This window comes from Bradyrhizobium sp. USDA3516 (assembly GCF_057651995.1).
This window is the reverse complement of the sequence record NZ_JBYGYN010000002.1, coordinates 550,389-575,020: the sequence shown is the minus strand read 5'-3', so window position 1 is coordinate 575,020 and position 24,632 is coordinate 550,389. Positions and strand designations below refer to the sequence as shown.

The 24,632-nt window shown below is 64.9% G+C and carries 18 protein-coding genes; 10 read left to right on the top strand and 8 right to left on the bottom strand.

From position 1 onward, the window contains the following. Positions 1-29 precede the first annotated feature (29 nt). The gene (locus AC24YW_RS08560) at positions 30-1,409 is read right to left on the bottom strand and encodes an LLM class flavin-dependent oxidoreductase (protein ID WP_487482306.1); all 1,380 of its coding nucleotides are present in this window, start codon (positions 1,407-1,409) and stop codon (positions 30-32) included. A gap of 294 nt (positions 1,410-1,703) precedes the next feature. Between AC24YW_RS08560 and AC24YW_RS08555 the strand changes: the two genes are divergently transcribed. From AC24YW_RS08555 to AC24YW_RS08530, 6 genes are all read left to right on the top strand, one after another. Further along, positions 1,704-3,101 (top strand): M20 family metallopeptidase, encoded by a 1,398-nt coding sequence (locus tag AC24YW_RS08555; protein WP_487482305.1) that lies wholly within the window; start codon positions 1,704-1,706, stop codon positions 3,099-3,101. Between the two features lie 87 nt (positions 3,102-3,188). Then, the gene (locus AC24YW_RS08550; protein ID WP_275515079.1) at positions 3,189-4,100 is read left to right on the top strand and encodes an amino acid ABC transporter substrate-binding protein; all 912 of its coding nucleotides are present in this window, start codon (positions 3,189-3,191) and stop codon (positions 4,098-4,100) included. A 118-nt stretch (positions 4,101-4,218) separates the two neighbouring features. Further along, a complete protein-coding gene (locus AC24YW_RS08545; protein ID WP_487482304.1) occupies positions 4,219-4,950 on the top strand; it encodes an amino acid ABC transporter permease in 732 nt (243 codons plus the stop codon). A 3-nt stretch (positions 4,951-4,953) separates the two neighbouring features. Next, positions 4,954-5,646: an amino acid ABC transporter permease gene (locus tag AC24YW_RS08540; protein WP_487482303.1), complete on the top strand. Its 693-nt coding sequence runs from the start codon at positions 4,954-4,956 to the stop codon at positions 5,644-5,646. 12 nt (positions 5,647-5,658) lie between these two features. Beyond that, complete coding sequence (locus AC24YW_RS08535; RefSeq protein ID WP_487482596.1) at positions 5,659-6,390, top strand: amino acid ABC transporter ATP-binding protein; 732 nt, start codon at positions 5,659-5,661, stop codon at positions 6,388-6,390. A 167-nt stretch (positions 6,391-6,557) separates the two neighbouring features. Next, complete coding sequence (locus tag AC24YW_RS08530) at positions 6,558-7,418, top strand: D-amino-acid transaminase (RefSeq protein WP_487482302.1); 861 nt, start codon at positions 6,558-6,560, stop codon at positions 7,416-7,418. 110 nt (positions 7,419-7,528) lie between these two features. Here the strand turns inward: AC24YW_RS08530 and AC24YW_RS08525 are convergent, their stop codons facing one another. Genes AC24YW_RS08525 through AC24YW_RS08515 form a run of 3 tightly spaced genes read right to left on the bottom strand, consistent with a single transcriptional unit; the run spans position 7,529 to position 10,813 of the window. Continuing rightward, entirely contained in the window at positions 7,529-7,990 is a 462-nt protein-coding gene (locus tag AC24YW_RS08525; protein ID WP_487482301.1) for a carboxymuconolactone decarboxylase family protein, read from the bottom strand. A 26-nt stretch (positions 7,991-8,016) separates the two neighbouring features. Beyond that, the gene (locus AC24YW_RS08520) at positions 8,017-9,627 is read right to left on the bottom strand and encodes an MDR family MFS transporter (protein WP_487482300.1); all 1,611 of its coding nucleotides are present in this window, start codon (positions 9,625-9,627) and stop codon (positions 8,017-8,019) included. Between the two features lie 4 nt (positions 9,628-9,631). Continuing rightward, entirely contained in the window at positions 9,632-10,813 is a 1,182-nt protein-coding gene (locus tag AC24YW_RS08515; RefSeq protein WP_487482299.1) for an HlyD family secretion protein, read from the bottom strand. Between the two features lie 201 nt (positions 10,814-11,014). On the opposite strand from AC24YW_RS08515, the gene AC24YW_RS08510 reads away from it, so the two are divergent. Both AC24YW_RS08510 and AC24YW_RS08505 read left to right on the top strand, forming a co-directional pair. Next, the gene (locus AC24YW_RS08510) at positions 11,015-11,926 is read left to right on the top strand and encodes a LysR family transcriptional regulator (protein ID WP_487482298.1); all 912 of its coding nucleotides are present in this window, start codon (positions 11,015-11,017) and stop codon (positions 11,924-11,926) included. A gap of 208 nt (positions 11,927-12,134) precedes the next feature. After that, entirely contained in the window at positions 12,135-13,154 is a 1,020-nt protein-coding gene (locus AC24YW_RS08505) for a DUF3616 domain-containing protein (RefSeq protein ID WP_487482297.1), read from the top strand. A 26-nt stretch (positions 13,155-13,180) separates the two neighbouring features. On the opposite strand, the gene iaaH is transcribed toward AC24YW_RS08505, so the two are convergent. Next, positions 13,181-14,602 (bottom strand): indoleacetamide hydrolase, encoded by a 1,422-nt coding sequence (gene iaaH, locus AC24YW_RS08500; RefSeq protein WP_487482296.1) that lies wholly within the window; start codon positions 14,600-14,602, stop codon positions 13,181-13,183. A gap of 75 nt (positions 14,603-14,677) precedes the next feature. Then, positions 14,678-18,127, bottom strand: coding sequence for an indolepyruvate ferredoxin oxidoreductase family protein (locus AC24YW_RS08495; protein WP_487482295.1), 3,450 nt, complete (start codon positions 18,125-18,127; stop codon positions 14,678-14,680). 151 nt (positions 18,128-18,278) lie between these two features. Here AC24YW_RS08495 and AC24YW_RS08490 point away from each other — a divergent pair, with 151 nt between their 5' ends. Both AC24YW_RS08490 and AC24YW_RS08485 read left to right on the top strand, forming a co-directional pair. Beyond that, on the top strand, positions 18,279-18,734 hold the full coding sequence (locus AC24YW_RS08490) for an Lrp/AsnC family transcriptional regulator (protein ID WP_487482294.1): 456 nt from the start codon (positions 18,279-18,281) through the stop codon (positions 18,732-18,734). A gap of 246 nt (positions 18,735-18,980) precedes the next feature. Continuing rightward, positions 18,981-23,087, top strand: a complete 4,107-nt coding sequence (locus tag AC24YW_RS08485; protein ID WP_487482293.1) for a bifunctional diguanylate cyclase/phosphodiesterase — start codon at positions 18,981-18,983, stop codon at positions 23,085-23,087. Here the strand turns inward: AC24YW_RS08485 and AC24YW_RS08480 are convergent. Continuing rightward, a complete protein-coding gene (locus AC24YW_RS08480) occupies positions 23,061-23,402 on the bottom strand; it encodes a hypothetical protein (RefSeq protein ID WP_487482292.1) in 342 nt (113 codons plus the stop codon). The genes AC24YW_RS08485 and AC24YW_RS08480 overlap by 27 nt on opposite strands. Positions 23,403-23,625: 223 nt before the next feature. Then, positions 23,626-24,618, bottom strand: coding sequence for a UDP-glucose 4-epimerase GalE (galE, locus tag AC24YW_RS08475; protein ID WP_487482291.1), 993 nt, complete (start codon positions 24,616-24,618; stop codon positions 23,626-23,628). Positions 24,619-24,632: the final 14 nt, after the last annotated feature.

Here is a 24,632-nt window from a genome sequence, read left to right as displayed (position 1 = left end):
GCTGCGCTCGTAATGACGAGGGGAGGCAGCTACCCCGTCTTCCCCACGCGGTACCCCGCCGCCGGATGCGGCGCACCTAACCGCGCACGCCCCCCACCGAACAGCTTCTCCCGCAACGTGCCCTTGGCGTACTCGCTCTTGTATCGCCCGCGCCGGGTCAGCTCCGGCACCAGCATGTCGGCGATGTCCTCGAAATCACCGGGCGAGATCGCGAACGCGACGTTGAGGCCATCGACATCCGTCGCCTCGAACCATCCTTCGATCTTGTCTGCGACCATCTCGGGCGTCCCGACCACGACCGGGCCGGCGCCGCCGATGCCGACATGCTCGATCACGTCGCGCACGGTCCAGACGCGGTCGGGGTCGGCGCGGGTGACGTTGTCCATCGCGCTGCGACCGGCATCGTTCTGGACGTGGCGCACCTGCTGGTCGAGGTCGTAGCCGGAGAAGTCGACGCCGGTCCATCCCGACATCAGCGCCAGCGCGCCTTCGGGGCTGATGTGGCGGCGATAGTCGGCGTATTTTTCCTTCGCCTCGGCTTCTGTCCGCCCGAGGATGATCGTCATCATCGAGAACATCAGGATTTCGGCCGGGTTGCGGCCGAGTGCGGCAGCCTCCTGCCGGATCGCGGAGACGCGCGGCGCGATCACCTTTGCCGAGGGCCCCGACATGAACACGCATTCGGCATGCCTGGCCGCGAATTGCCGGCCGCGCGGTGAAGTGCCGGCCTGGTACAGCACCGGCGTGCGCTGCGGCGATGGCTCGCTGAGGTGAATGGTGTTGTTGATGCGAAAGTTGGCGCCCTCGTGGTTGACGCGATGAACTTTTGCCGGGTCGGTGAAGATGCCGCGCTTGCGGTCGCGCAGCACGGCGTCGTCCTCCCAGCTGCCTTCCCAGAGCTTGTAGACGACCTCCATATATTCGTCGGCGATGTCGTAGCGGTCGTCATGACCGGTCTGCTTGTCCCTGCCGGCGCCGCGCGCGGCGCTGTCGAGATAGCCGGTGACGACGTTCCAGCCGACCCGCCCTTCGGTGAGATGGTCCAGCGTCGACATCCGCCGTGCGAACGGGTAGGGCGGCTCGAACGACAGATTGCTGGTGACGCCGAAGCCGAGATTTTGCGTCACCGCCGCCATCGCCGACAGCAGCAGCAGCGGCTCGTTCGACGGCGTCTGCGCTGCATTGCGCAAGGCTGCGTCAGGGCTGTTGCCATAGACGTCATAGACCCCGAGCACGTCGGCCAGGAACAATCCATCGAAACGGCCGCGCTCCAGCGTCTTGGCCAAGTCGATCCAGTAGGGCAGGCGGTTATAGTCGGCGGTGCGGTCGCGCGGATGGGTCCACAGGCCCGGTGATTGGTGTGCGACGCAATTCATCGCAAAGGCATTGAGCCTGATCTCTTTGGCCATGCTGGTCCCTCGGCGCTCTGTACTGCGCGCTCTTCGAATGATAGATGTGCGCCCCAACTTGGCGAAGTTCTTGCATATAATTGGCCCTTGGCAAGGGCCAAGAATAGAAGGCTTGCGCTTGGCAAGGCCAAAGTCAGCGTCGCAACTGCGCTTGGCAAGCCGGTTTCAAGGAAGCAAGAACGAAAATCCCAAGAACACAAGAAGAGAACCACAAGAACTATCCAAGTCCCCGCCACTTTCGAAGGCAAACCCGTCTCAGGTAAGGTCCTTCGTCTCACATCTCGAAAAGCAAGCATGACCAGAGCCGACGCCATCGCCCGCGCCCGTGAGGATTTCAAGTCCGGTGCGTTCCTCGCTGAACTCGATCGCCGCGTCGCCTACAAGACCGAGAGCCAGAACCCGCAGCGCGGCCCCGAGCTGCGAGCCTATCTGGAGCAGGAGATGCAGCCGGCTTTCGCCGCGCTCGATTTTTCCAGCCGCATCGTCGAATCCCCGAGCGGCAAGGCGCCGTTCCTGTTCGCCGAGCATCACGAGAGCGCCTCGCTGCCGACCGTGCTGGTCTACGGCCATGGCGACGTCGTCGACGGCATGGAAGGCGAATGGCGTGACGGCCGCGATCCCTGGCGCACCACGGCCTCGGGCGCGCGCCTTTATGGTCGCGGCACCGCCGACAACAAGGGCCAGCACAGCATCAACATGGCCGCGCTGCGTGCAGTGCGCGAGGCGCGCGGCGGCAAGCTCGGCTTCAATGCCAAGTTCATCATCGAGATGGGCGAGGAGATCGGCTCGCCCGATCTCGGCAAGGTCTGCGATCTCCATCGCGACGCGCTCAAGGCCGACCTGTTCATGGCCTCGGACGGGCCGCGCCTTTCGGCCGATCGGCCGACGCTCTTTCTCGGCTGCCGGGGCGGCATCCGCATCCATCTCGACGTGAACTTGCGCGACGGCGGTCACCATTCCGGCAATTGGGGCGGCGTGCTCGCCAACCCCGCGACCATCCTGGTCAATGCGATCTCGACCCTGGTCGACGGCCGCGGCCGTCTTCAGCTCGACGCCTTGAAGCCGCCGCGGCTGACCAACCAGATCCGCGCCTATCTCGCCGACGTCGAGGTGGTGCCGACTGCGGACGAGCCGGCGCTGGCCGAGAACTGGGGCGAGGAGGGTCTTTCGGCCGCTGAACGGCTCTACGCCTGGAACACGCTGGAAGTGCTGGCGATGTCCTCGGGCAATATCGAGAAGCCGGCCAACGCGATTCCGGGCCAGGCCAATGCCGTGCTGCAACTGCGTTTCGTGGTCGGGACGAAGGTTGAGGGGCTGATCGACGCTGTCCGCGCGCATCTGGTCGGACGTGGTTTTCCGATGGTCGAGGTGCGCGCGGCGCAGAGTTTTGCTGCATCGCGCACCGATTTCGACAGCCCGTGGATCAAATGGGCGTCGGCTTCGGTACAGGAGACCACCGGCAAGGCGCCGGCCGTGCTGCCGAATTTCGGCGGTTCGCTGCCCAATGACGTGTTTTCCGAGATCCTGGGACTGCCGACGATCTGGGTGCCGCACTCCTATCCCGGCTGCTCCCAGCATGCGCCCAATGAGCACATCCTGCTGCCATTGACCGAAGAGGCCTTGACGGTGATGGCCGGGCTGTTCTGGGATCTCGGCGAGTTTCCAAAGCCACTGGCAGGCCCGTTAACCTGAGCCCATAATCCAGCCGAAAGTTACATTCTAATCCGGCCCGATTTGTGCTTGCATCCGGGCCGCATCATCCGAAAGGGGAAGAAAAACGTGAAACATTTCCGTCACATCGGGCTCGCGCTCGCCGCGACCTTCGTCGTCAGCCAAGCCGGGGCCCAGGAGCTGACCGGCACGCTGAAGAACATCAAGGACACCGGCGCGATCACGCTCGGCTTCCGCGATTCCTCGATCCCGTTCTCCTATCTCGACGACAACCAGAAGCCCGTCGGGTTCGCGATGGACATCTGCTACAAGATCGTCGAGGCCGTGAAGAAGGAGCTCAAGCTCGACAAGCTCGAGGTCAAGCTCAACCCGGTGACCTCGGCGACGCGTATCCCGCTGATGGCCAACGGCACCATCGACCTCGAATGCGGCTCGACCACCAACAATGCCGAGCGCCAGAAGCAGGTCGCCTTCACCAACACTCACTTCCTGACCGCGAGCCGCTACGTCTTCAAGAAATCGAGCGGCCTGAAGTCGATCGACGACCTCAAGGGCAAGACCGTGGTCTCGACCGCCGGCACCACCAACATCAAGCAGCTTACTGAGGCCAACGTCGCCAAGGGCCTCGGCGCCAACATCATCCCGGCCAAGGACCACGCCGAGGCCTTCCTGATGGTCGAGACCGACCGTGCGGTCGCCTTCGTCATGGACGACATCCTGCTCGCGAGCCTCGTCGCCGGCTCGAAGAACCCGGACGACTACGCCGTCTCCAAGGACGCGTTCTCCAAGCCCGAGCCCTATGGCATCATGCTGCGCAAGGACGATCCCGCCTTCAAGAAAGTGGTGGATGCGGCGACCGCCGCGCTCTACACCTCGGGCGAGGCCGAGAAGATCTACAGCAAGTGGTTCACCCAGAAGATCCCGCCGAAGGGCCTGAACCTCAACACGCCGATCTCGGCCGAGCTGAAGAACGAGTTCGCCAAGCCGACGGACTCGCCGAACCCGGACGACTACAAGTAAGCTAAAACCTCGATCTTTCGATCGGGATCATGTCCGGCCACTCTTGACACCGGAGTGGCCGGACATTTGCATAGGCGCTCAAGACGCCCAATGACGGGCGCGTTCGCGCGGGGGACACGTGAACTACAACTGGAACTGGGGAATCTTCTTCCAGCCGAACCCGATGGGGACCGGCACCTATCTCGACATGCTGCTGTCGGGGCTGGCGCTGACCCTCAAGACCGCGGCGCTGGCCTGGGTGATCGCGCTCATCACGGGCTCGATCGTCGGCGTCATGCGCACGCTGCCGTCGAAGGGCGCCAATTGGTTCGGCTTCGCCTACGTCGAGTTCTTCCGCAACATGCCGCTTCTGGTGCAGCTCTTCCTGTGGTTCTTCGTGCTGCCGGAACTGCTGCCAAAAGGTGCGGGCACCTGGCTGAAGCAACTGCCGAACGCGCCGTTCTGGACAGCTGCGATCGGGGTCGGCTTCTTCATGTCGGCGCGCGTGGCCGTGCAGCTGCAGGCCGGCATCTCCTCGCTGCCGCGCGGGCAGAAGATGGCGGCGACTGCGCTCGGCCTCACCACCGTGCAGGGTTATCGCTACGTGCTGCTGCCGATGGCCTTCCGTATCATCCTGCCGCCGCTGACGTCCGAATTCCTCAACACCATCAAGAACACCGCCGTCGCCATCACCATCGGCCTGCTCGAGCTGACCGGACAGGCGCGCTCGATGCAGGAATTCTCGTTCCAGGTGTTCGAGGCCTTCACCGCCGCGACCATCCTCTATCTCCTCGTCAACGCCGTCGTCGTGACCGCGATGCGCTTCCTCGAGCGCTGGGTCGCGATCCCCGGCTACATCACGGGGAAATAAGCGATGTTCGGCAATCTCGATTTCGACGTCATCCGCCGCGCGCTGCCCTATCTGTTCTTCGAGGGCATGACCTTCACGCTGACGCTGACCTTCCTCGCAGCTCTCGGCGGCCTCATCTTCGGTACGGCGCTCGCCTTGATGCGCCTGTCCGGCTTCAAGATTCTCGGGCGCATCGCCGGCATCTATGTCGACTTCATGCGCTCGCTGCCGCTGGTGCTGGTGATCTTCTGGTTCTACTTCCTGGTGCCCTATATCGGGCAGTGGGTGACCGGCGCCTCGCGTCCGATCAGCGTCGGCGCCTTCGCATCCTCGCTGATCACGTTCATCATGTTCGAGGCCGCGTATTTCTCCGAGATCATGCGCGCCGGCATCCAGTCGATCTCGCGCGGCCAGCCGGCCGCGGCCAGCGCGCTGGGGCTGACCTACGCGCAGACCATGCGCTACGTCGTGCTGCCGCAGGCCTTCCGCAACATGCTGCCGGTACTGATCACGCAGACCATCGTGCTGTTCCAGGACACCTCGCTGGTCTACGTTCTGTCGATCACCGACTTCCTCGGCGCGGCGAGCAAGGTGGCGCAGCGCGACGGCCGCCTGGTCGAGATGTATCTGTTCGCTGCGGTCGTCTACTTCACCATCTCCTGTATCGCGTCCTACGGCGTCCGCCGCCTGCAGGCGCGCATCGCCATCATTCGATAGAGCGTGTCGATCATGATCGAAATCAGCCATGTCAACAAATGGTACAGCCCCACCTTCCAGGTGCTGACCGACTGCACCACCAATGTCACCAAGGGCGAGGTGGTCGTGGTCTGCGGCCCCTCGGGCTCGGGCAAGTCGACGCTGATCAAATGCGTCAATGCGCTGGAGCCGTTCCAGAGCGGCGACATCCTGGTCGACGGCACCAAGGTCAACGATCCCAAGACCAATCTGCCGAAGCTGCGCTCGCGCGTCGGCATGGTGTTCCAGCATTTCGAGCTGTTCCCGCACCTCAAGATCATCGACAATCTGTGCCTGGCGCAGGAGAAGGTGCTGGGCAGGGGGCATGACAAGGCGCAGGCCAAGGCCGTGCAGCTGCTCGAGCGCGTCGGCTTGAAGGAGCAGGCGCAGAAATTCCCGGCGCAGCTGTCCGGCGGCCAGCAGCAGCGCGTCGCCATCGCGCGCGCGCTCGCGATGGATCCGATCGTGATGCTGTTCGACGAGCCGACCTCGGCGCTCGATCCGGAAATGGTCAGCGAGGTGCTCGACGTCATGGTCGACCTCGCCCGCGAGGGCATGACCATGATGGTCGTGACCCACGAGATGGGTTTTGCCCGCAAGGTCGCCAACCGCGTCATCTTCATGGACCGCGGCGAGATCGTTGAGGACGCAGCGAAGGACGATTTCTTCGGCAAGCCCCGCAGCGACCGCGCGCAGAAGTTCTTGTCGAAGATTCTGTCGCATTAACCGGTCATCCCGGGGCGCGCATAGCGCGAACCCGGGATTGCGATGGTGGCTATGGATTCCGGGCTCATTCGCCGCGCGAATGCCCCGGAATGACGAAACGAGGGTGATCGGCACCCCCAACTGGCGTATAAGCGCGGCAAATCCCTTCCCTCCCCAGGAGACCTGCCTTGGACTCGATCGCCTACGTCAACGGCTCATTCGTCCCGCTCTCGGAAGCCAAGATCTCGGTGCTCGATCGCGGCTTCCTGTTCGCCGACGGCATCTACGAGGTCTCGGCCGTGCTCGACGGCAAGCTGGTCGACAACGCCTCGCATCTGGCGCGGCTGGAACGGTCCGTCGGCGAGATCAAGTTGAAGCTGCCGGAGACCATCGAGCGCATCACCGAGCTGCAGAAGGAGCTGATCGCGCGCAACAAGCTCGTGAACGGCCTCGTCTATCTCCAGGTGACGCGCGGCGCCGACAAGGGGCGCGACTTCCCGTTTCCCAAGGCCGACGTCAAGTCGAGCCTGGTGATGTTCACGTCCGAGAAGGACATCATCAACGCCGCGGTGGCCAAGACCGGCATCAAGGTCATCACGGTGCCCGACATCCGCTGGGAGCGCCGCGATATCAAGAGCGTGGCGCTGCTGGCGCAGGTGCTGGCGAAGCAGGCCGCGGCCGAAGCCGGCGCCGGCGAAGCCTGGATGCTGCAGGATGGCTACGTCACCGAGGGCGGCTCGTCCACGGCGTTCATCCTGACCAAGGACGACGTCATCGTTACCCGCAAGAATTCCAACGCCATCCTGCCCGGTTGCACCCGCAAGGCCGTGATTGCGCTTGCCGAGGAGCGCCAGCTTCGCGTCGAGGAACGCTCGTTCACGGTCGCCGAAGCGCTCGCCGCCAAGGAAGCCTTCATCACCAGCGCATCCTCCTTCGTGCAGCCGGTGGTCGCCCTCGACGGCAAGACGATCGGCGACGGCAAGCCCGGCCCGATGACGATGCGCCTTCGCGAGATCTACGTGGAGTTCGCCAAGGCGACGGCGGTGTAGCTGTCATTGCCGGGCTTGACCCGGCAATCCATCAAGAATCAGAAGTTCTTTGGACCGATGCGCGGGTCAAGCCCGCGCATGACGATCTGCATTTGTGTCGACGTGGCTGCCTACGCCGCCGACGCCTTCACCTTCACCGGATGCACGGCGCGGAATGCGATCGCGATCCTGTTCCAGGCATTGATGGCACCGATCAGCATGGTCAGGTTCACCGTCTCCTCCTCGGAGAACTGCGCGCGAACCTGTTCGTAAGTCTCGTCGGGCGCGTGCGTCTCGGCGATCAGCGTCACCGCTTCGGTCCAGGCCAGCGCGGCGCGCTCGCGGTCGGAATAGAGCGGGGATTCGCGCCAGGCGTTAAGCAGGTAGATGCGCTGCTCGGTCTCGCCGCGCTTGCGGGCGTCCTCGGTGTGCATGTTGATGCAGAAGGCGCAGCCGTTGATCTGCGAGGCCCGGATCTTGACCAGCTCGATCAGCGATTTCTCCAGGCCCGTCGACTGGATCTGCTGCTCAAGCGCCATCAGCGCTTTGATCGTATCGGGCGCGGCCTGGTAGTAGTTCATGCGGGGCTTCATGGTCGTTCTCCTTTTCTTTGGTTGGGTCAGTGGGCTCCGCCGGCCGAGACTTGGCCGGGCTTCTTCAGAAAGAATACGGCGACGAGGGCAACGATCAGCGCCATGCCGAGCAGGTAGAACGTGTCGCTGAAGGCGAAGATGAAGGCCTGCTTCTGTACGGTATGGCCGATCGCGACATAGGCGCGATGCGCGGCGTCCGCGCGGTCGAGAACGCCGTGATTGACGAAATACTGCGTGAGCTGCTCGAGCCGCGTGCGCGTGGCCTCCTCGAACACAGAGACCGACTGCATCAGCACGTTGGAGTGATATTGCTCGCGCTTGGACAGCACGGTTTGCAGCAGCGCGATGCCGACGGCGCCGCCGAGATTGCGCATCATGTTGAACAGGCCGGAGGCCGAGCCCGCATTCTCCGCTTCGATGCCTGCCGTCGCCACCGCCGACAACGGGGCCATCACCAGCGCCTGGCCAATGGCGCGCACGACATTGGGCCACAGCAGCTGGTCGGCGGCATAGTCGTTGGTCATGTAAATGTTCATGAAGTTTGATGCTGCGAACAGAACGAAGCCGACGCCGATGATGATCCGCGCATCGAGCTTCTGCATCAGGTGCGGCACCAGCGGGATCAGAACGAGTTGCGGCAGCCCGGTCCAGGCCAGCACCATGCCGATCTGCTCGGCATTGTAGCCCTGGATGCGCGCCAGATATTGCGGCAGGATGAACACGGAGCCGTACAGTGCAATGCCGAGCAGGAAGTTCGCGAGCATGCCGAAGCCGAAATTGCGGCGCACGAGCAGGCGCAGATTGAGCAGCGGCTTCTTCACCGTGAGCTCGATGATCAGGAATGCCGTCAGCGCAACAGTGGCGATGATCGAGAACTTGACGATGAACGGCGAGCCGAACCAGTCGTCCTTGTTGCCTTCCTCCAGCACGGTCTGGAGCGCGGACAGGCCGATTGCCATGGTGATGATGCCGGCCCAGTCGCCCTCGCGAAGCAGCGCCAGCTTCATCGGCTTGGGCTCGAGCGCGTACCAGAGCATGCCGACCATGATCGCGCCGGGAACCAGGTTGACGTAGAAGATGTATTGCCAGCCGAAATTCTCGGTGAGATAGCCGCCGATGGTCGGGCCGATCGCCGGCGCGAAAGTCGCCGACAGCGCGAACAGCGCAAGGCCGACCGGCTGCTTGGCGCGCGGCAGCAGCATGATGATCAGCGTGAAGGCCATCGGGATCAGCACGCCGCCGGTGAAGCCCTGGATGGCGCGCAGCACGATCATCTGCGACAGATCCTGCGCCAGCGCGCAGGCCGCGGACAGAACCAGGAACAGGATCGCGTTGGTGAGGAGATAGATGCGGATCGAGAACACCTGCGCCAGCCAGCCGGACAGCGGGATCACCACGATCTCGGCGATCAGGTAGGAGGTCGAGATCCAGCCGCCGTCGTCGATGCCGGCGCCGATCGCGCCCTGAATGTCCGCGAGCGAGGCGTTGACGATCTGGATGTTCAGAACCGCCATGAAGGCGCCGAGCGTGGCGCCGATTACCGCAATCCAGGTCTTTGTGGACACCGCCGGCGCGGCGGGTGCAGCGGGAGCTGGGAGGCCGGCAGCGGCGTCGACTGTCGGTTGGAGCGTGCTCATGGCTTCAACCCCCATTCGCGCGGGACGTATTGCCGGCGAGACGTTTTGCGCTGTCGCGCTCGGCCAGCACCGCCTGTTTGGTATCGACGGTCGGCACTGCGGACATGCCGGGCCGCAGCAAGCCGGTGAGGCTGTGGTCGTCGAGTACGATCTTCACCGGAACGCGCTGCACGATCTTGGTGAAGTTGCCGGTTGCGTTGTCGGGCGGCAGCAGCGCGAATTCGAGCCCGCTCGCCGGCGACAGGCTGTCGACATGGCCGCGCAGGGTGGTGTTGCGGAAGCTGTCGACGTGCAGCTCGACCGGCTGTCCCGGCCGCACATGCGTGAGCTGGGTCTCCTTGAAATTGGCGACGACGTAGACGGCGTCGAGCGGCACCACCGCCATCAATTGCGTGCCGGCCTGCACGTATTGGCCGACACGCAAGCTGCGGGCGCCGACCGTGCCGTCCACCGGCGCGGTGATCTCGGTATAGGACAGGTTCAGCGCCGCCTGCTGCGCGACCGCGCGGGCGCGTTCGAGCTGGGCGGTGGCCTGAGCGCGCTGGGTGGTGAGCACGTCGACCTTGCGCTGCGCCGCGACGAGGCCGGACTTGGCATGCTGCAATTGCGCACTGCTGGCGCGCAGCGCCGCGTCGGTCTGCTGAGCGCGCTGGATCGTGCCGGAGCCCGACTTCATGAGGTCGTCGTAGCGGGCGCGCTCCTCCTGCGCGAATTTCAGATTGGCTTCTGCAGCGGCGACGTCGGCGGTGCTCTGTTCGATGATCGGCTGCTGCAGTTCGAGCTGGGCGTCGATGTTGCGGACCGAGGCTTCGCCGGCAGCGACGTCGGCTTTCGCCTGGTCGAGCGCCGCCTTGAAATCGCGGTCGTCGATCTTGGCCAGCAACTGGCCCGCCCGAACCTTCTCATTGTCGCCGACCAGCACCTTGGCGATGTAGCCGGAGACCTTCGGCGCGACGATCGTGGAGTCCGCCTTCACATAGGCGTCGTCGGTCGATTCGAGGTAGCGGCCGTTGGTCCAGTAATCGTGTCCGTAGTAGGCCATGGTCGCAGTGCCTGCGAGCAGCGCGAGCACCAAGGCCGTGCGCCGGACCCTGTTCCGGGCCGGGACAGCGGGCGGCGCCTTGGCGTAATCGCGCGTGATTTCAGTCGCTTGCTGGAAGGTCTCGGTGCGGGGCATTTCGGACATTGCAGTCTCCTGTCGGCTCGCTGAGACTATCGGTCTTGCTGGTCCGGATGATAATCGGCTAGATTTTGGAAGGATTATCCCTTCAGGGTGGATAATCTGGGCGGTCACCCTGGTTGGTGATGTCTCCCGGGCGCGCGGCAACGCCAGCGCGATTGCCGCGCGATTGCTGCTGAGGCGGCACATCCCAGTGCAAGGAAAGCCATGGATCGACTGACCAGCCTCGAAGTGTTCAGCCGGGTGGTCGAGTCCGGCGGGTTCTCCGCAGCAGCCCGCAAGCTCAACATGTCGACCACCATGGTGAGCAATCACGTGCAGGCATTGGAAGACCGGCTCGGGGTGCGGCTGCTTCACCGCACCACGCGCAAGGTCAATCTGACCGAGATCGGCAAGGCCTATTACGACCGTTGCGTCCAGATTCTCGCCGACATCGAACAGGCCGACGACATCGCGAGCGAATTGCAGTCGGTGCCGCGCGGCACGCTGCGCATTCACGTCGCCACGCACATGGTGCCGTTCGTCGCGCCGATTGCGGCCAAACTGCTGTCGACCTATCCGGAACTCAAGATCGATCTGCGCATGGGCGAGGCCGAGGTCGACCTCATCGAGGAAGGCTATGACGTTGCCCTCCGCATGACACAGCCACCCGATTCGAGCCTGATCGTGCGCAGCCTTGCCACCTGGCGCCACGTGCTGTGCTGCTCCCACGATTACATCGAGAAGCACGGCCGGGTGCAGAAGCTCGACGAGCTCACCGGGCACAATTGTGGTCGGCACTTGAACTATCCGTTCGGCGACGAATGGCGCTTCCTCGATCGCAAGGGCACGCCAGCCTCGGTGCGCGTCTCCGGCAGCTTCGTCACCAATAGCGGAGAAGCGCTGCGCAAGGTCGCGCTGGAGGGCGCCGCAATCTGCCTGATGGCGGGGTTCCTCATTCAGGATGATCTCGAAGCCGGCCGCCTCGTGCGCCTGTTGCCGGAATATCGGACGGTCGAGCTCTCCATGAATGCGGTCTATCCGCACCGTCATCATCTGTCGGCGAAGGTGAGAACCTTCATCGACCTGCTCGTGCACCACAGCGCCGAGCAGCAGAAGCTGATCAACCCGTATTCATGAGACCTTTCACCGGCGGCTCCACGCGCCGCAGAAAGCGTGTTGACATCGCCGAGTTGTCTGCGACAAAGCCAGTCAACGTTCGCTCGCGTGAGAGCTTCGCTAGGGATTGGCGGCATCTCCTGTGATGGAGCTGAAAGGCTTGGTCTGGACCGACTGCCGCTCTAGGGAGGCTTCGATGACCATTGCCAGAATGGGATGGATTGCGACTTTGCTGCTCGGCCTCGTGGTGGGGGGCGGCGTGCAGCCTTCTCCTGCTGCGGCCGACGATGCGTGGCCGGTCAAGAGCAAGTTGATCGGCAAGGACGGCGGCAAGTCGGAGGATGTCAGCGGCATCGCCTGCACGACCGCTGACGGGTTTCCCCGTTCGTGCCTCGTTATCGACGACAATCTCCAGGGCGCTCAATTCATCGAACTAACCGACGGCAAGCTCGTCGCCGGCAGCCCCGTGAAGTTGATCGACAACACGTTCAATGGCAAGGCGCTCGAACTCGATGGCGAGGGCGTCGCCTTCTCCAAAGGGTACTATTACGTCATCGGCTCGCACGGCCATCCGCGGGACAAGGACCACAAGCTCGGCCGCAAGAAAGATGCCGAGAAGATTGGCGCGAAGATCGCCGCAAGCAGCCAGATCGTTCGGTTCCGCACGACGGGGGTGGATGGCAATGCGTCCGGCCTCGAGCGCACGGCACAATTGCGAGAGGTCATCGCGGCCGAACCCGCGCTTCTCGAGTTCATGGATATAAGGCTGGAGAAGAACGGCCTGACCATCGAGGGCGTGGCGATCAAGGACGACCGGACGCTGCTCGCGGGATTCCGGGGCCCCGTGCTGAACGGCAAATGCGCCGTCGTTCTGTCGGTGGACGTGGCTGCCCTGTTCGGTAAAGGCAAGAGCACGGACCACCGCCTGCATCGGCTCCCGCTTGGCAATGGTCGCGGCGTGCGCGATCTCGCAGCCTTCGGGGACCGCATTCTCGTCCTGGCAGGTCCGGCAGCGGACGGTCCCGGCTCCTACGCCGTCTACGCCTGGGATGGCGGATCAGACACCGTCGAGCTGTTGAAGGACTTGCCGTTTGACCCGAAGCGCAAGCCGGAGGGGCTCCTGCCGCTGGACAAGACGGCAACCGGATTACGGGTCCTGATCCTGTTCGATGGCGACAAGGAAGGTGCGCCCACCCCGATCGACATACCGGGATCGGGCCCGCAATCTTCATCCTGTCCCGCCGGCTAGGAGACCCCGCGCCTCGCACCGTTTCTCTATAAGGTCGGTGGCGGCAAGCGCCCGAACACGGCCTCGAGCGCCATGCCGATCGCGAGCAGGCGGCGATCGCTGCCGGCGGGGCCGTCGAGCTCGAGCCCGATCGGCAATCTGCTGCTGGCGCCGAGCGCGACCGGGATCTGGATTCCCGGAATACCGGCATTGCTGCCGGGATCGGTGTTTTGGATGAACAGCGCGAAATTTTCCAGGCTGCTGGAGTCCGGATTGGAGGCGATCGCGACGCGCGGCGTCGTCGGAAAAGCGATGGCGTCGAGCCTGTTGCGCGAAAACGTATCGCTGTAGAGCGCCTGAAGCGCGGGCCGCGCAGTCTTGATCGCGGCATCATAGATTGGCCTGGCATCGACCGGCGTGCCGTCGGGACCCGGCAGCTTGCGCGGAATGACGAGGCCATCATAGGTGCCTTTCACGTCGGGGCTGGAGATTTCGTTCGCCAGCGCCTCGATGGTCAGGCCCGTACCGGTGTGCTTCAGATACGAGACCATGTCGTCATAGGCTTCATACAGCGCGATCGGAAAGCCGACCCCTCCGTTGAGTTCGGCGAGCTGCGGCATCTCGACCTCGACGATCCCGATGCCGTGTGCCTTCATCTGCGCGATAGCAGCCTGGAAGGCGGCTTCGGTATCGGCATCGAGATTGGTCAACATCGTCTTCACGATGCCGATCCGAACCTGCTTCAAGTCGGCCGCCGCGACCGCATCGTCACCCGCGATGACGCGATCGAGTAGTTCGACATCGGCCATGGTCGCAGCCATCGGGCCTGCGGTATCGCGGGTGTGCGAGATCGGCGCGATGCCGTCTTGCGGGTAGCGGCCGACCGTCGGGCGCAGCGAGGCGCATCCGTTCAGGGCAGCAGGCACCCGCACCGATCCGCCGGTATCGGTGCCGAGTCCGCCGGCGACGATCCGCGCGCCGATCGCCGCGCCCGTGCCTGACGAGGAGCCGCCGGCGATCAAATTGCGATCATAGGCGTTGCGCACGCCGTACTCGGCGCCGGTCTTGAACGCGGTGTTGTAGCCGGAGATGCCGAAGGCGAGCTCGTGCATGCTGGTCTTGCCGATGATGACCGCTCCGGCATCGCGCAGCTTTGTCACGACAGGCGCGTCGGTCTTCGGAATGTAATCCTTCAGCGCCGGTGTGCCGGCGCTACAGGGCAGTCCCGCGACCTCGATATTGTCCTTGATCACGATGGGTACGCCGCCGAGCGGCCTTGTCTTGTCGCCTGCCGCGTCGAACGCCGCCGCGGCCTTCAAGGCGCCGGCTTCGTCCAGGGTGACAAAGGCATTGAGTTCGGCGTTGGCCTTGGCGCGGGCCAGGGCTTCCCGGGTGAGTGCGGTGCTCGTGAACGTCCCGGCGGTGAGCCCGGCCGCGGCCTCGGTCAGTGTCAACTGGTCGAAATCCATGATGCATCACCCGATTGCAGGAGGCCATCAGAGCGCCCCTTGGGGAGCAGAGGCTGAAGCGTCCGCGGCGCCGCGTCAACCGGTGGCGTGCATCCTTGCCGGCGTTGGCGTGTCCAGTTCGGCGAGCAGCCGCTCGACGTCGGCCTTCACCTTCACAACCGCGATGTCCTTCACCGGGCCATAGCCGCGGATATCCATCGGGGCTTTGGCGATCGCCACGAGATTTGGCAGATGCGCCGCATCGAGCTCGCCCAGCATCCGCTCGATCAGGCTTTCATACCAGGAGATCAGTTCACGCTCGGCGCGCCGTTCCGCGGTGTAGCCGAACGGATCGAACGGCGTTCCGCGCAACCCTTTTAAGTGAGCGAGCATGGCCAGAGGCACCTGAATCCATTGGCCGAAGGCGCGTTTGCGCGGACGCCCCCGTGCATCGCGCCGCGACTTCAGGAACGGCGGGGCGAGGTGGTACTGAACGCTGAAGCCGTCCTCGAACTCGCGCTTCAATTCGTCGAGGAAGCCGCTTCGCATGTGCAGCCGCGCCACCTCGTACTCGTCCTTGTAGGCCATCAGCTTGAACAGGCCGCGCGCGACCGCCTCGGTCAGCGCCTCACTGTTCAGCTTGGCCTCGGCATTGCGGACCTTTCCGACCATCGCCCGGTAGCGCGCCGCGTAGGCTTCGTTCTGATGGGCGGTGAGGAACTCGGCGCGCCGGGCGATGATCCGGTCGAGCGTCTCGACCTCAGGCGCTTCGCTCGCCTTCGGCAGAAAATCCGGATCGGCAGCGGCGATCCGGCCCCAGGCAAAGGCCTGCTTGTTGCGCTCGACCGCGACGCCGTTGAGCTCGATCGCGCGGAGCAGCGCCTGCAGCGAAACGGGGACGAGACCGTGCTGCCAGGCAAAGCCCAGCATGATGATGTTGGCGTAGACGGCATCGCCGAGCAGGCGCTCGGCCAGCGCATTGGCATCGATCGTTTCGAGATTGTGCTCGCCGATGACCTGACCGATTGCGCGCAGGCGGCTTGATCCAGCCAGATCGGCGTCGCGGAAGCGGACCACGTCGCCGGTCGGCATTTCCGCGGTGTTGACGGCGGCACGGGTGCCGCGGCGATAGGTGCCGGACGCCTTCGGCGAGGAGCTGACGACGACGTCGCAGCCGATCAGCGCATCGGCTGCGCCCTGATCGATGCGGACCTGGTGCAGCGCCTCGGGGCTCGCGGCCAGGCGAATGTAGCTCAGCACGGGTCCGAATTTCTGCGCAAAGCCGGTGAAGTCGAGCACGGAGACGCCGCGGCGTTGCAGATGCGCGGCCATGCCGATCAGCGCGCCGACGGTGATCACGCCGGTGCCGCCGACGCCTGTTACCAAGAGGTCGTAGGGCCGCTCGAGTGTTGCGGGCGCGGGCAGGGGGAGCGTTGCGGCGCGGCCGGCCGCATCAATCCGGCTCGCGCTCTTCTTCCGCCGCGTCGCGCCTTCGACGGTGACAAAGCTCGGACAGAAGCCGTTGAGGCAGGAAAAATCCTTGTTGCAGGCCGACAGATTGATCTGCCGCTTGCGGCCGAACGGAGTCTCCTTCGGCTCGACACTGAGGCAGTTGGATTCGACCGAGCAGTCGCCGCAACCTTCGCAGACGAGATCGTTGATATAGGCGAACCGCTTGGGGTCGGCCATCTGCCCGCGCTTGCGCCGGCGCCGCTTCTCGGTGGCGCAGGTCTGCTGATAGATCAGCACCGAGACGCCGGGGATCTCACGCAGCTCGCGCTGCACGGCATCGATCTCCTCACGCGGATGGATGGTCACGCCGGATGGCAGGTCGGCCGGCGAGAATTGCGCGGGATCGTCCGACACCAGGGCGATGCGCGCAACACCCTCGGCGCGGACGCTGTGGGCGATGGCATGGACGCTGACGGGCCCGTCGACCGGCTGACCACCGGTCATGGCGACCGCGTCGTTGAACAGGATCTTGTAGGTGATGTTGGCCTTGGCCGCGATCGCCTGCCGGATCGCCATCGAGCCAGAATGGTAGTAGGTGCCTTCGCCGAGATTCTGGAACACGTGCTTGTGCCCAGTGAAGCGTGATGAGGCTGCCCAGTTCACGCCCTCGCCGCCCATCTGGATCAGCGAGGAGGTCTCGCGGTCCATCCAGCTCGCCATGAAGTGACAGCCGATGCCGGCGAGCGCCTTCGATCCCTCCGGCACTTTGGTCGAGGTGTTGTGCGGACATCCCGAGCAGAAATAGGGCGTGCGGGTCGCGCCGCTGACATTGATCGTGCGCGCGGCTTCCGGCATCAGGGCGGCCGCGCGCGCGGCGAGATTGAGTCCCGGAAACATCGGGTCGAGCCGGCGCGCCAGCACGCTCGCGAGCGCGCGGGGCGACAATTCGCCGATCCAGGAGATCAGCCGTGCGCCGGTTTCGTCGTGCTTGCCGACCATGCGCTCGGGCTTGCTGCCGGGATAATCGTAAAAATACTCCTTGAACTGGCTCTCGATGATGCCGCGCTTCTCCTCGACCACCAGGATCTCGCGCTTGCCCTTCACGAACTCCATCGCGTCATGCAGCGCCAGCGGCCAGACCATGCCGACCTTGTAGACGTCGATGCCGATGCGGCGGCAGGCCGCTTCATCGAGGCCCATTAGCCGCAACGCCTCCATCAAATCGAGATGCGCCTTGCCGGTGGTGACGATGCCGTAGGTGGCGCCAGGGATATCGTAGATGTGGCGATCGATGGGATTGGCTTTGGCGAAGGCGTAGACCGCGTGCTTCTTGGCTTCCAGCCGCTCCTCGATCTGCGGGCCCGGCAAATCGGGCCAGCGATAGTGCAGGCCGCCGGGCGGCGGCGTGAAGTCGGGCGTGCGGAAGACGCGCGGCGGGCGCAGCGCGACGGATGCGCCTGATTCCACGATCTCCGAGATCGCCTTGAAGCCGACCCACATGCCGGAGAAGCGGCTCAGCGCGTAGCCATATTCGCCGAACGCCAGATATTCGCCGACGTCGGCCGGATGCAGCGTCGGCATGAACCAGCTCATGAAGGCGACGTCGGACTGGTGCGGCATCGAGGAGGAGACGCAGCCATGGTCGTCGCCGGCGACCACCAGCACGCCGCCATGCGGCGAGGAGCCATAGGCATTGCCGTGCTTGAGCGCATCGCCCGAACGATCGACGCCTGGCCCCTTGCCGTACCAGAGCCCGAACACGCCATCGACCTCGCGGTCGCCTTGCGTCTCGACCTGCTGCGATCCCAGCACGGCTGTCGCCGCGAGATCCTCGTTCACGGCAGGGAGGAATTCGATGCGGTCCTGCTTGAGCCGCTGCTGGATGCGCCAGAGCTCGAGGTCGATGCCGCCGAGCGGCGAGCCGCGATAGCCGGAGATGAAGCCCGCGGTGTTGAGCCCGGCCACACGGTCTCGTCGCGCCTGGTCGAGCGCGATGCGGACGATGGCCTGCGTGCCCGTGAGGAAGACGCGGCCGTCCTCGCGCTCGTAGCGGTCGGAGAGTTCGTACGTGTCGAGTGACGGAATGGCGTCCATGGCGGACCTCGCGAGGCATCCTGCCCAGTGGCGGAAGGTTATGCCCGGGACGCTGGTAGGTCTTACCTATTTATCCCTTTTGCCGGTGATAGTCGGTAGGATTTTGCATGTGGGTGTTCAATCTGGTAGACCTTCTCGAACTGGAGCCCCCATGATCGAAGAGCAGGACACCCGCATTCTCGCCCATCTCCAGAAAGATGGCCGCGCCACCAACCAGCAACTCGCCGACGAGGTCGGCATGTCCACCTCGGCCTGCTGGCGGCGGGTGCGGGCGCTGGAGGAAAGCGGCGTCATCCAGGGCTATGCGGCGCTGGTCGCGCGCGAGCGGGCGGGCTTTGCGATGTCCGCCATCCTTCACGTCTCGCTGGAGCGGCACGATGCGAAGTTCGTCGATGAATTCGTCGCAAGGGTCACCAGGCGCCGCGAGGTGCTGGAGTGCTTTGCGACCACCGGGGACGCCGATTATCACCTCCGCGTCGTCGTCCAGGACATGGCGGCCTACAACCGCTTCCTCGACGAGTTCATGTTCCGCATCCCCGGCATCCGCTACGTCCGCAGCAACGTGGTGCTGAAGGAGATCAAGACCAGCGTGGCGCTGCCGTTTTGAAGGAGGTGCTACGGCACCGCGATATCAACCTCCCATAAACCAACACAGGGCTGCAAATCGGTAAACGGAGCATGTCTTTCGTCGGCGGTACGGCCTCGCATCGGTATTCCGGTCCGTTTTGTTGCGCTCGTTCGCAGCTCGTTCACTTTGATGGACAGTTTGCGCCGCGCAATAACGAGCACTTAGGCGGTCGCCGCGCATAAAGGCTCCGGGATAAACAGGCAGAAATGCCCGGGAGCTGAGATCGTGCCGACGACACTCGCGCGCACCTTTGCGGCGTTGAGCGCCATCAATGAAGCGATCCTTTACGCGAGATCGCCGGAGGAGCTGTACCAGAAGGTCTGCGACGCCGGGTTCTCGAGCGGGGATTTTCTGGCCGTTGCCGTGTTCCTGGTCGAGCCGGACGGCCGAAGGCTGCGCTTCGCGGCCGGCTGTGGCGACGACATTGCGCGGCTGCGCTCGATCGTGATCACGACGGAAGCCGGCACGCCCGAGGGATCCGGCGTCGGCGGCGAAGCGTTTCGCGATCAGAAGCTGTGCGTCAGCAACGATTACCTGAACGATCCGCGCTCGCTGGCCTGGCGTGAGGGCGCCGCCCAGGCCCACATCGGTGCGGCTGCGGCGCTGCCGCTGCTCTGCAACGGCAAGAGCGTCGGCGTCTTGTACGTGACGCGGAGCGAAGCCAACTCTCTGAACGAACAGATGGTGTCGCTGTTCGAACGCATGTCGGCGAACATTTCCTACGCGCTGGACAATTTCGCGCGCGAGACCGCGCGCCAGACCAGCGAGCGGGCGACCCGGCGGCTCAACCGTATGTTCGGCGCCATCAGCGCCACCAACGAAGCCATCCTGCGCGCCAAGACCGAGCAGGAGCTGTACCAGCTGGTGTGCGACGCCTCTGTCCACAGCGGCAAGTCGCTGGCGACCATCGTGCTGCTTCGCGAGCCGGACTCGCATTGGATGAAGCCCGTCGCCGCCACCGGGCAGAACCTCGATCTCGTCACCCAGGCACGCTATTCGGTCGATCCGGAGAATCCGTACGGCAAGGGCATCTCGGGCGAGGTGTTCCGGACGCAGAAAGCCATGGTCGAGGACGATCTCCCCAGCCGCACCAGGGGCACGCCGTGGGAGCAGGCCAACGTCAACACCGGCGTCGCCGCCTGCGTGGTCGCGCCGTTGATCAGGAACGGCGAGAGCGTCGGCGTGCTGCTGTTCTTCATCAGCCGGTCCTGGGCCAAGGACGAGGAGATTGTCGCGCTGCTGCTGCGCATGGCCGAGAACGTCTCGTTCGCGATCGAAAATTTCGGCCGCGAGACCGAGAGGTCCCGTATCGCCGCCGAAGAAGAGTGCTTGGCGCGCATGTATGCGGCGCTCAGCGCCACCAACGAGGCGATCCTGCGGGCACGGTCGCGGGCCGAGCTGTTTGACCTCGTCTGCGAGGCGACCGCAACGGGAGCAAAGTTCACCTCGGCCACCGTCGCGCTGGTGGACGATCGGACCGGGCTGCTGCGCGTCGTCGCCTGCTACGGGCCGAATGCGGATCAGGTTCGCAACTTCACGTTCTCCACCTCCGACCAGGTGCCCGAAGGGCGCGGCTTGACCGGCACCGCGTTTCGCACCCGCCAGCCCGCCGTCAGCAACGACGTGCTCGCCGACGACCGCATTGCGCCCTGGCAGGCCAGCGCCCGCCGCAACGGCATCGCATCCTCCGCGGCCTTGCCGCTGTTCAACGGCGAGCGGGTCGAGGGCGTCTTTCTGTTCAACTCCCCGGAGCGCGGCACCTTCACGCCGGAGCTCGTCGAGCTGCTGCGCAAGCTTCAGGCCAACGTCGCCTTCGCGCTCGAAAGCTTCGATCGCGCCGACGAGAAGGCGCGTGCGGACAAGCAGCGCGATCGCCTGAGCGGCATGTTCGAGGCGCTGAGCGCGACCAACGAAGCCATCATGCGCGCCAAGACGCGCGAGGAGCTGTTCGAAGCGGCCTGCCAGGCGGCCGTGCTCGGCGACCTGTTCGCCTCGGCGACGATCGGCATCGTCGACGACGAGCACGAGCTCGTTCGCGTCGTCGCGGTCAAGGGGCGTCTGCAGGATCGCATGATCGGGCGGACCTGCAGCATTTCGGCCGGCCATCCCGAGGGCGACGGCATCATCGGCACCTCGCTGCGGACGCGTCAGCCCAGTGTCATCAACGACTACCTGCACGATCCGCGCTCAGTATACTGGCGCACGAAGGCCGTTGAGGATGGAACGCTGGCTGCGGCGAGCTTCCCGCTTCTGAGAGCAGGACGGGAGCCGGTCGGCATTCTGCTCTTTCTCGCACCGGAAGAGAATACGTTCACGCCCGATCTGGTCGAGCTGCTCGGGCGCCTCGCGGAGAACGTCTCCTTCGCACTCGACAATTTCGAGCGCGCCGAGGAAAAGGACCGCACCGAAGCGCAGAAGGAGCGCCTGACGCGCATGTTCGCGGCGCTCAGCGCGACCAACGAGGCGATCATGCGTGCGAAGTCGCGGGCCGAGTTGTTCGACCTCGTCTGCCTCGCGGCATCGAACGGCGCCAAGTTCACCTCGACCACGATCGCGCTGGCAAGGGCCGATAGCGATCAGCTGGAAATCGTGGCGAGCGCGGGCCCGTCAGCCGACACCACCCGTAACGTGCGGCTCTCCGTCGATCCGGAGCGGCCCGAAGGGCGCGGCATGAGCGGCACGGCGTTCCGCACGCGCCGGCCCTGCATCAGCAACGACTATCTCAACGACGACCGCGTCCGTGTCTTCCACGCGATCGTGCGCAGCGACGGCGCGCGCTCGGGCGCGGCGTTTCCGCTGATCGCGCACGATCAGGCGGTCGGCGTCATGATCTACATGTCGACGGAGCCCGGCACCTTCACGCCCGAATTTGTCGAGCTGTTGCAGCGCCTCGCTGACAACGTCTCCTTCGCGATGGAGAATTTCGATCGCGCCGACGAGAAGAACAAGGCCGACGAGCGCATCGAGTATCTCGCCTCGCACGACAGCCTGACCGACCTGCCGAACCGCGAGACCTTCAACGGGCTCTTGCGCGAGGCGATCGATGCGGCGCAACGCCACGATCACCGCTTTGCGGTGCTGTTCATCGACCTCGACCGCTTCAAGGTCATCAACGATTCGCTGGGTCACGAGGCCGGCGACCTGCTCCTGCTCGAAGTGGCGAGCCGCCTGCGCGGCGCCCTGCGGGCGGGCGACGTCGTCGCGCGCCTCGGCGGCGACGAGTTCGTGGTGATCCTCGACCAGTGCGGCGAGATCGAGGACGTCCAGCGCATCGCGACCGAGCTGCTCGCCGCGCTCGCCGAGCCCATGCAGCTGGCCGGCCACGAGTGCCACTCCACCGCGTCGATCGGCATCGCGATGTATCCGGCCAACGGCTCCGACGCGCAGACGCTGACCAAGAACGCCGACATGGCGATGTACCTCGCCAAGGAGGACGGCAAGAACGGCTATCGCTTCTTCTCCAACGAGGTGAAGACGCAGTCGATCGAGCGGCTGTCGCTGGAGAGCGCGCTGCGCCGCGCGCTGGAGCGCGAGCAGTTCTCGCTCAACTATCAGCCCAAGGTCGACATGGCGACGGGTCAGATCACGGGCGTCGAGGCGCTGCTGCGCTGGACGCATCCCGATCTCGGCAACGTCTCGCCAGCACAGTTCATTCCGCTCGCCGAGGAAACCGGGCTGATCGTGCCGATCGGCCGCTGGGTGCTGAAGGAGGCCTGCGCGCAGGCCATGGACTGGCAGCGCCGCGGCCTGCTGCCGCTGTCGATGGCGGTCAACCTGTCGCCGCGGCAGTTTGCCGACGAGCATCTGTTGCAGGACGTCGACGAGGCGCTGGCGGCCTCCCGCATGTCGCCGGTGCTGCTCCAGCTCGAGGTCACCGAGAGCATGATGATGCGCAATGTCGGCCGCGCGCTCAAGGTGCTCGACTCCATCCAGAGCCGCGGCATCCGTCTCGCCATCGACGATTTCGGCACCGGCTATTCGTCGATGTCGCTGATGAAGCACTTCCCGATCGACACCATCAAGATCGACCGCTCCTTCGTGCGCGACCTGCCGCAGGATTCGGAGGATCAGGCCATCGCGCAGGCGATCATCAGCATGGGCAAGGCCCTCGGCATGACCGTCGTCGCCGAAGGCGTCGAGAATGCCGAGCAGGAGGCGTTCCTGCGCGCCCATGGTTGCGACGAGATGCAGGGCTTCCTCATCTCCAAGCCGCTGCCGGCGCGACAGATGGGCGAGCTGCTGCGGCCCATGGTGCTGCCCGTCGCGCCGCCGCTGCAGCCGGAAGTGGCCGGCGAAGACGCACCCTCAGGGCTGAAACGCGCTGTCGTCTGACGGCTGCGGGTGCAGCTCGCGGACGTCGTCTTTCTTGATCTCCGACTTGCGCGGAAAATCATCCGGCCAGGTCAGCGAGGTTTGCTCGGCGAACAGCATGAGAAGCGCCTGCGCACCTTCGGCAAAGCTTGAGCCGTCGCCGAGGCCGAGCTCGCAACACCATTTGTGTCGCATCGGCTCGTGCGTGTCGCGCACCGCCATCGCGGGTCCCCACCACCACGCCGGTGCCGGCGAGCGCTCGTCCTCGGGTACGGCGTGCCAGAGGACGAGCTCGTCCATCACGCGCTCGAATTGCAGGCTTGCGGCCTGATGCATTCGCTCCGTGCTCCTTGGGCCGCGCCTGAAAATAGGCCGATGCGCGGACTCGATGGGGGCCTTGGCTGTGAAGAATCGGCTCGCGCTATTGGCTGAGCCAGGCGTGCCGCTTCCGTCAGCGGCGCTATGAGTAACATGCGGCGGCCGGGACATTCGCCGGCGCCGGCTGTGATCATCTCTTTAGCCCCTCAGCGGCCCCGTCGGCAAGCTGCAATACGGGCGTCTATTGTGTTCTGCGCGGATGCGCCTTCTGGTGCCAGGCCCAGGCGGTGCGGACGATTGTCGGCAGGTCGGAGTGACGCGGCGCGAAGTTCAGCACCTTTCTCGCGGCAGAGGGATCGGCGACCAGAAAGGTGGGATCGCCGGCGCGGCGCGGCTTGACCGCGTGCGGCACCTCGCGTCCGGTCTCCTGCCTGATGGCATCGAGGATCTCGCGCACGGAAAAGCCGGAGCCGGTGCCGAGATTGAAGCTGCCGCCGGCATGGCCTTGCTCCAGAAGGCTCAAGGCCGCGACATGCGCCGCCGCAAGGTCCGTGACGTGGATATAGTCGCGGATCGCGGTGCCGTCGGGCGTGTCGTAATCGTCGCCGAACACCGCGAACTCGACATGGCCCTGAAGCGCCATCATCGCGCGGGGAATGAGGTGGGTTTCGTTGTCGCGCAGCTCGCCGATGCCACCGGCCGGATCGGCGCCGCTGGCGTTGAAATAGCGCAGGCAGAACGCGCCGAATCCATAGGCCGTGCGGTAATCGGCGAGCATGCGCTCGATCATCAATTTCGATGCGCCGTAAGGATTGATCGGCGCGCAAGGAAAGTCCTCCGGCAGCGCCTTGGAATCGGCGTTGCCGTAGACGGCGCCGGTCGAGGAGAACACGATGCGATGGCAGCCCGCGTTGCGCATCGCCTGCAGCAGCGACAGCGTGCCCTGGACGTTGTTGATGTAATATTTCTGCGGGTCGGTCATGGATTCCCCGACGAGGCTCGCCGCCGCGAAATGCATCACCGCCGTGATCTCGTGGTCGGCGAAGGCGCGCGCCAGCGCCGCGCCGTCGAGCAGATCGCCCGTGACCAGCGGGCCGGACACGAAGCTGCGATGACCCGTCGAGAGATTGTCATAGACGACGGGCTGATAGCCGGCGGCGGTCAATGCACGGCAGGCATGCGAGCCAATATAGCCCGCGCCCCCGGTGACGAGGACGGTCGGTCGGTCGGTCATGTCGTATTCTGCTC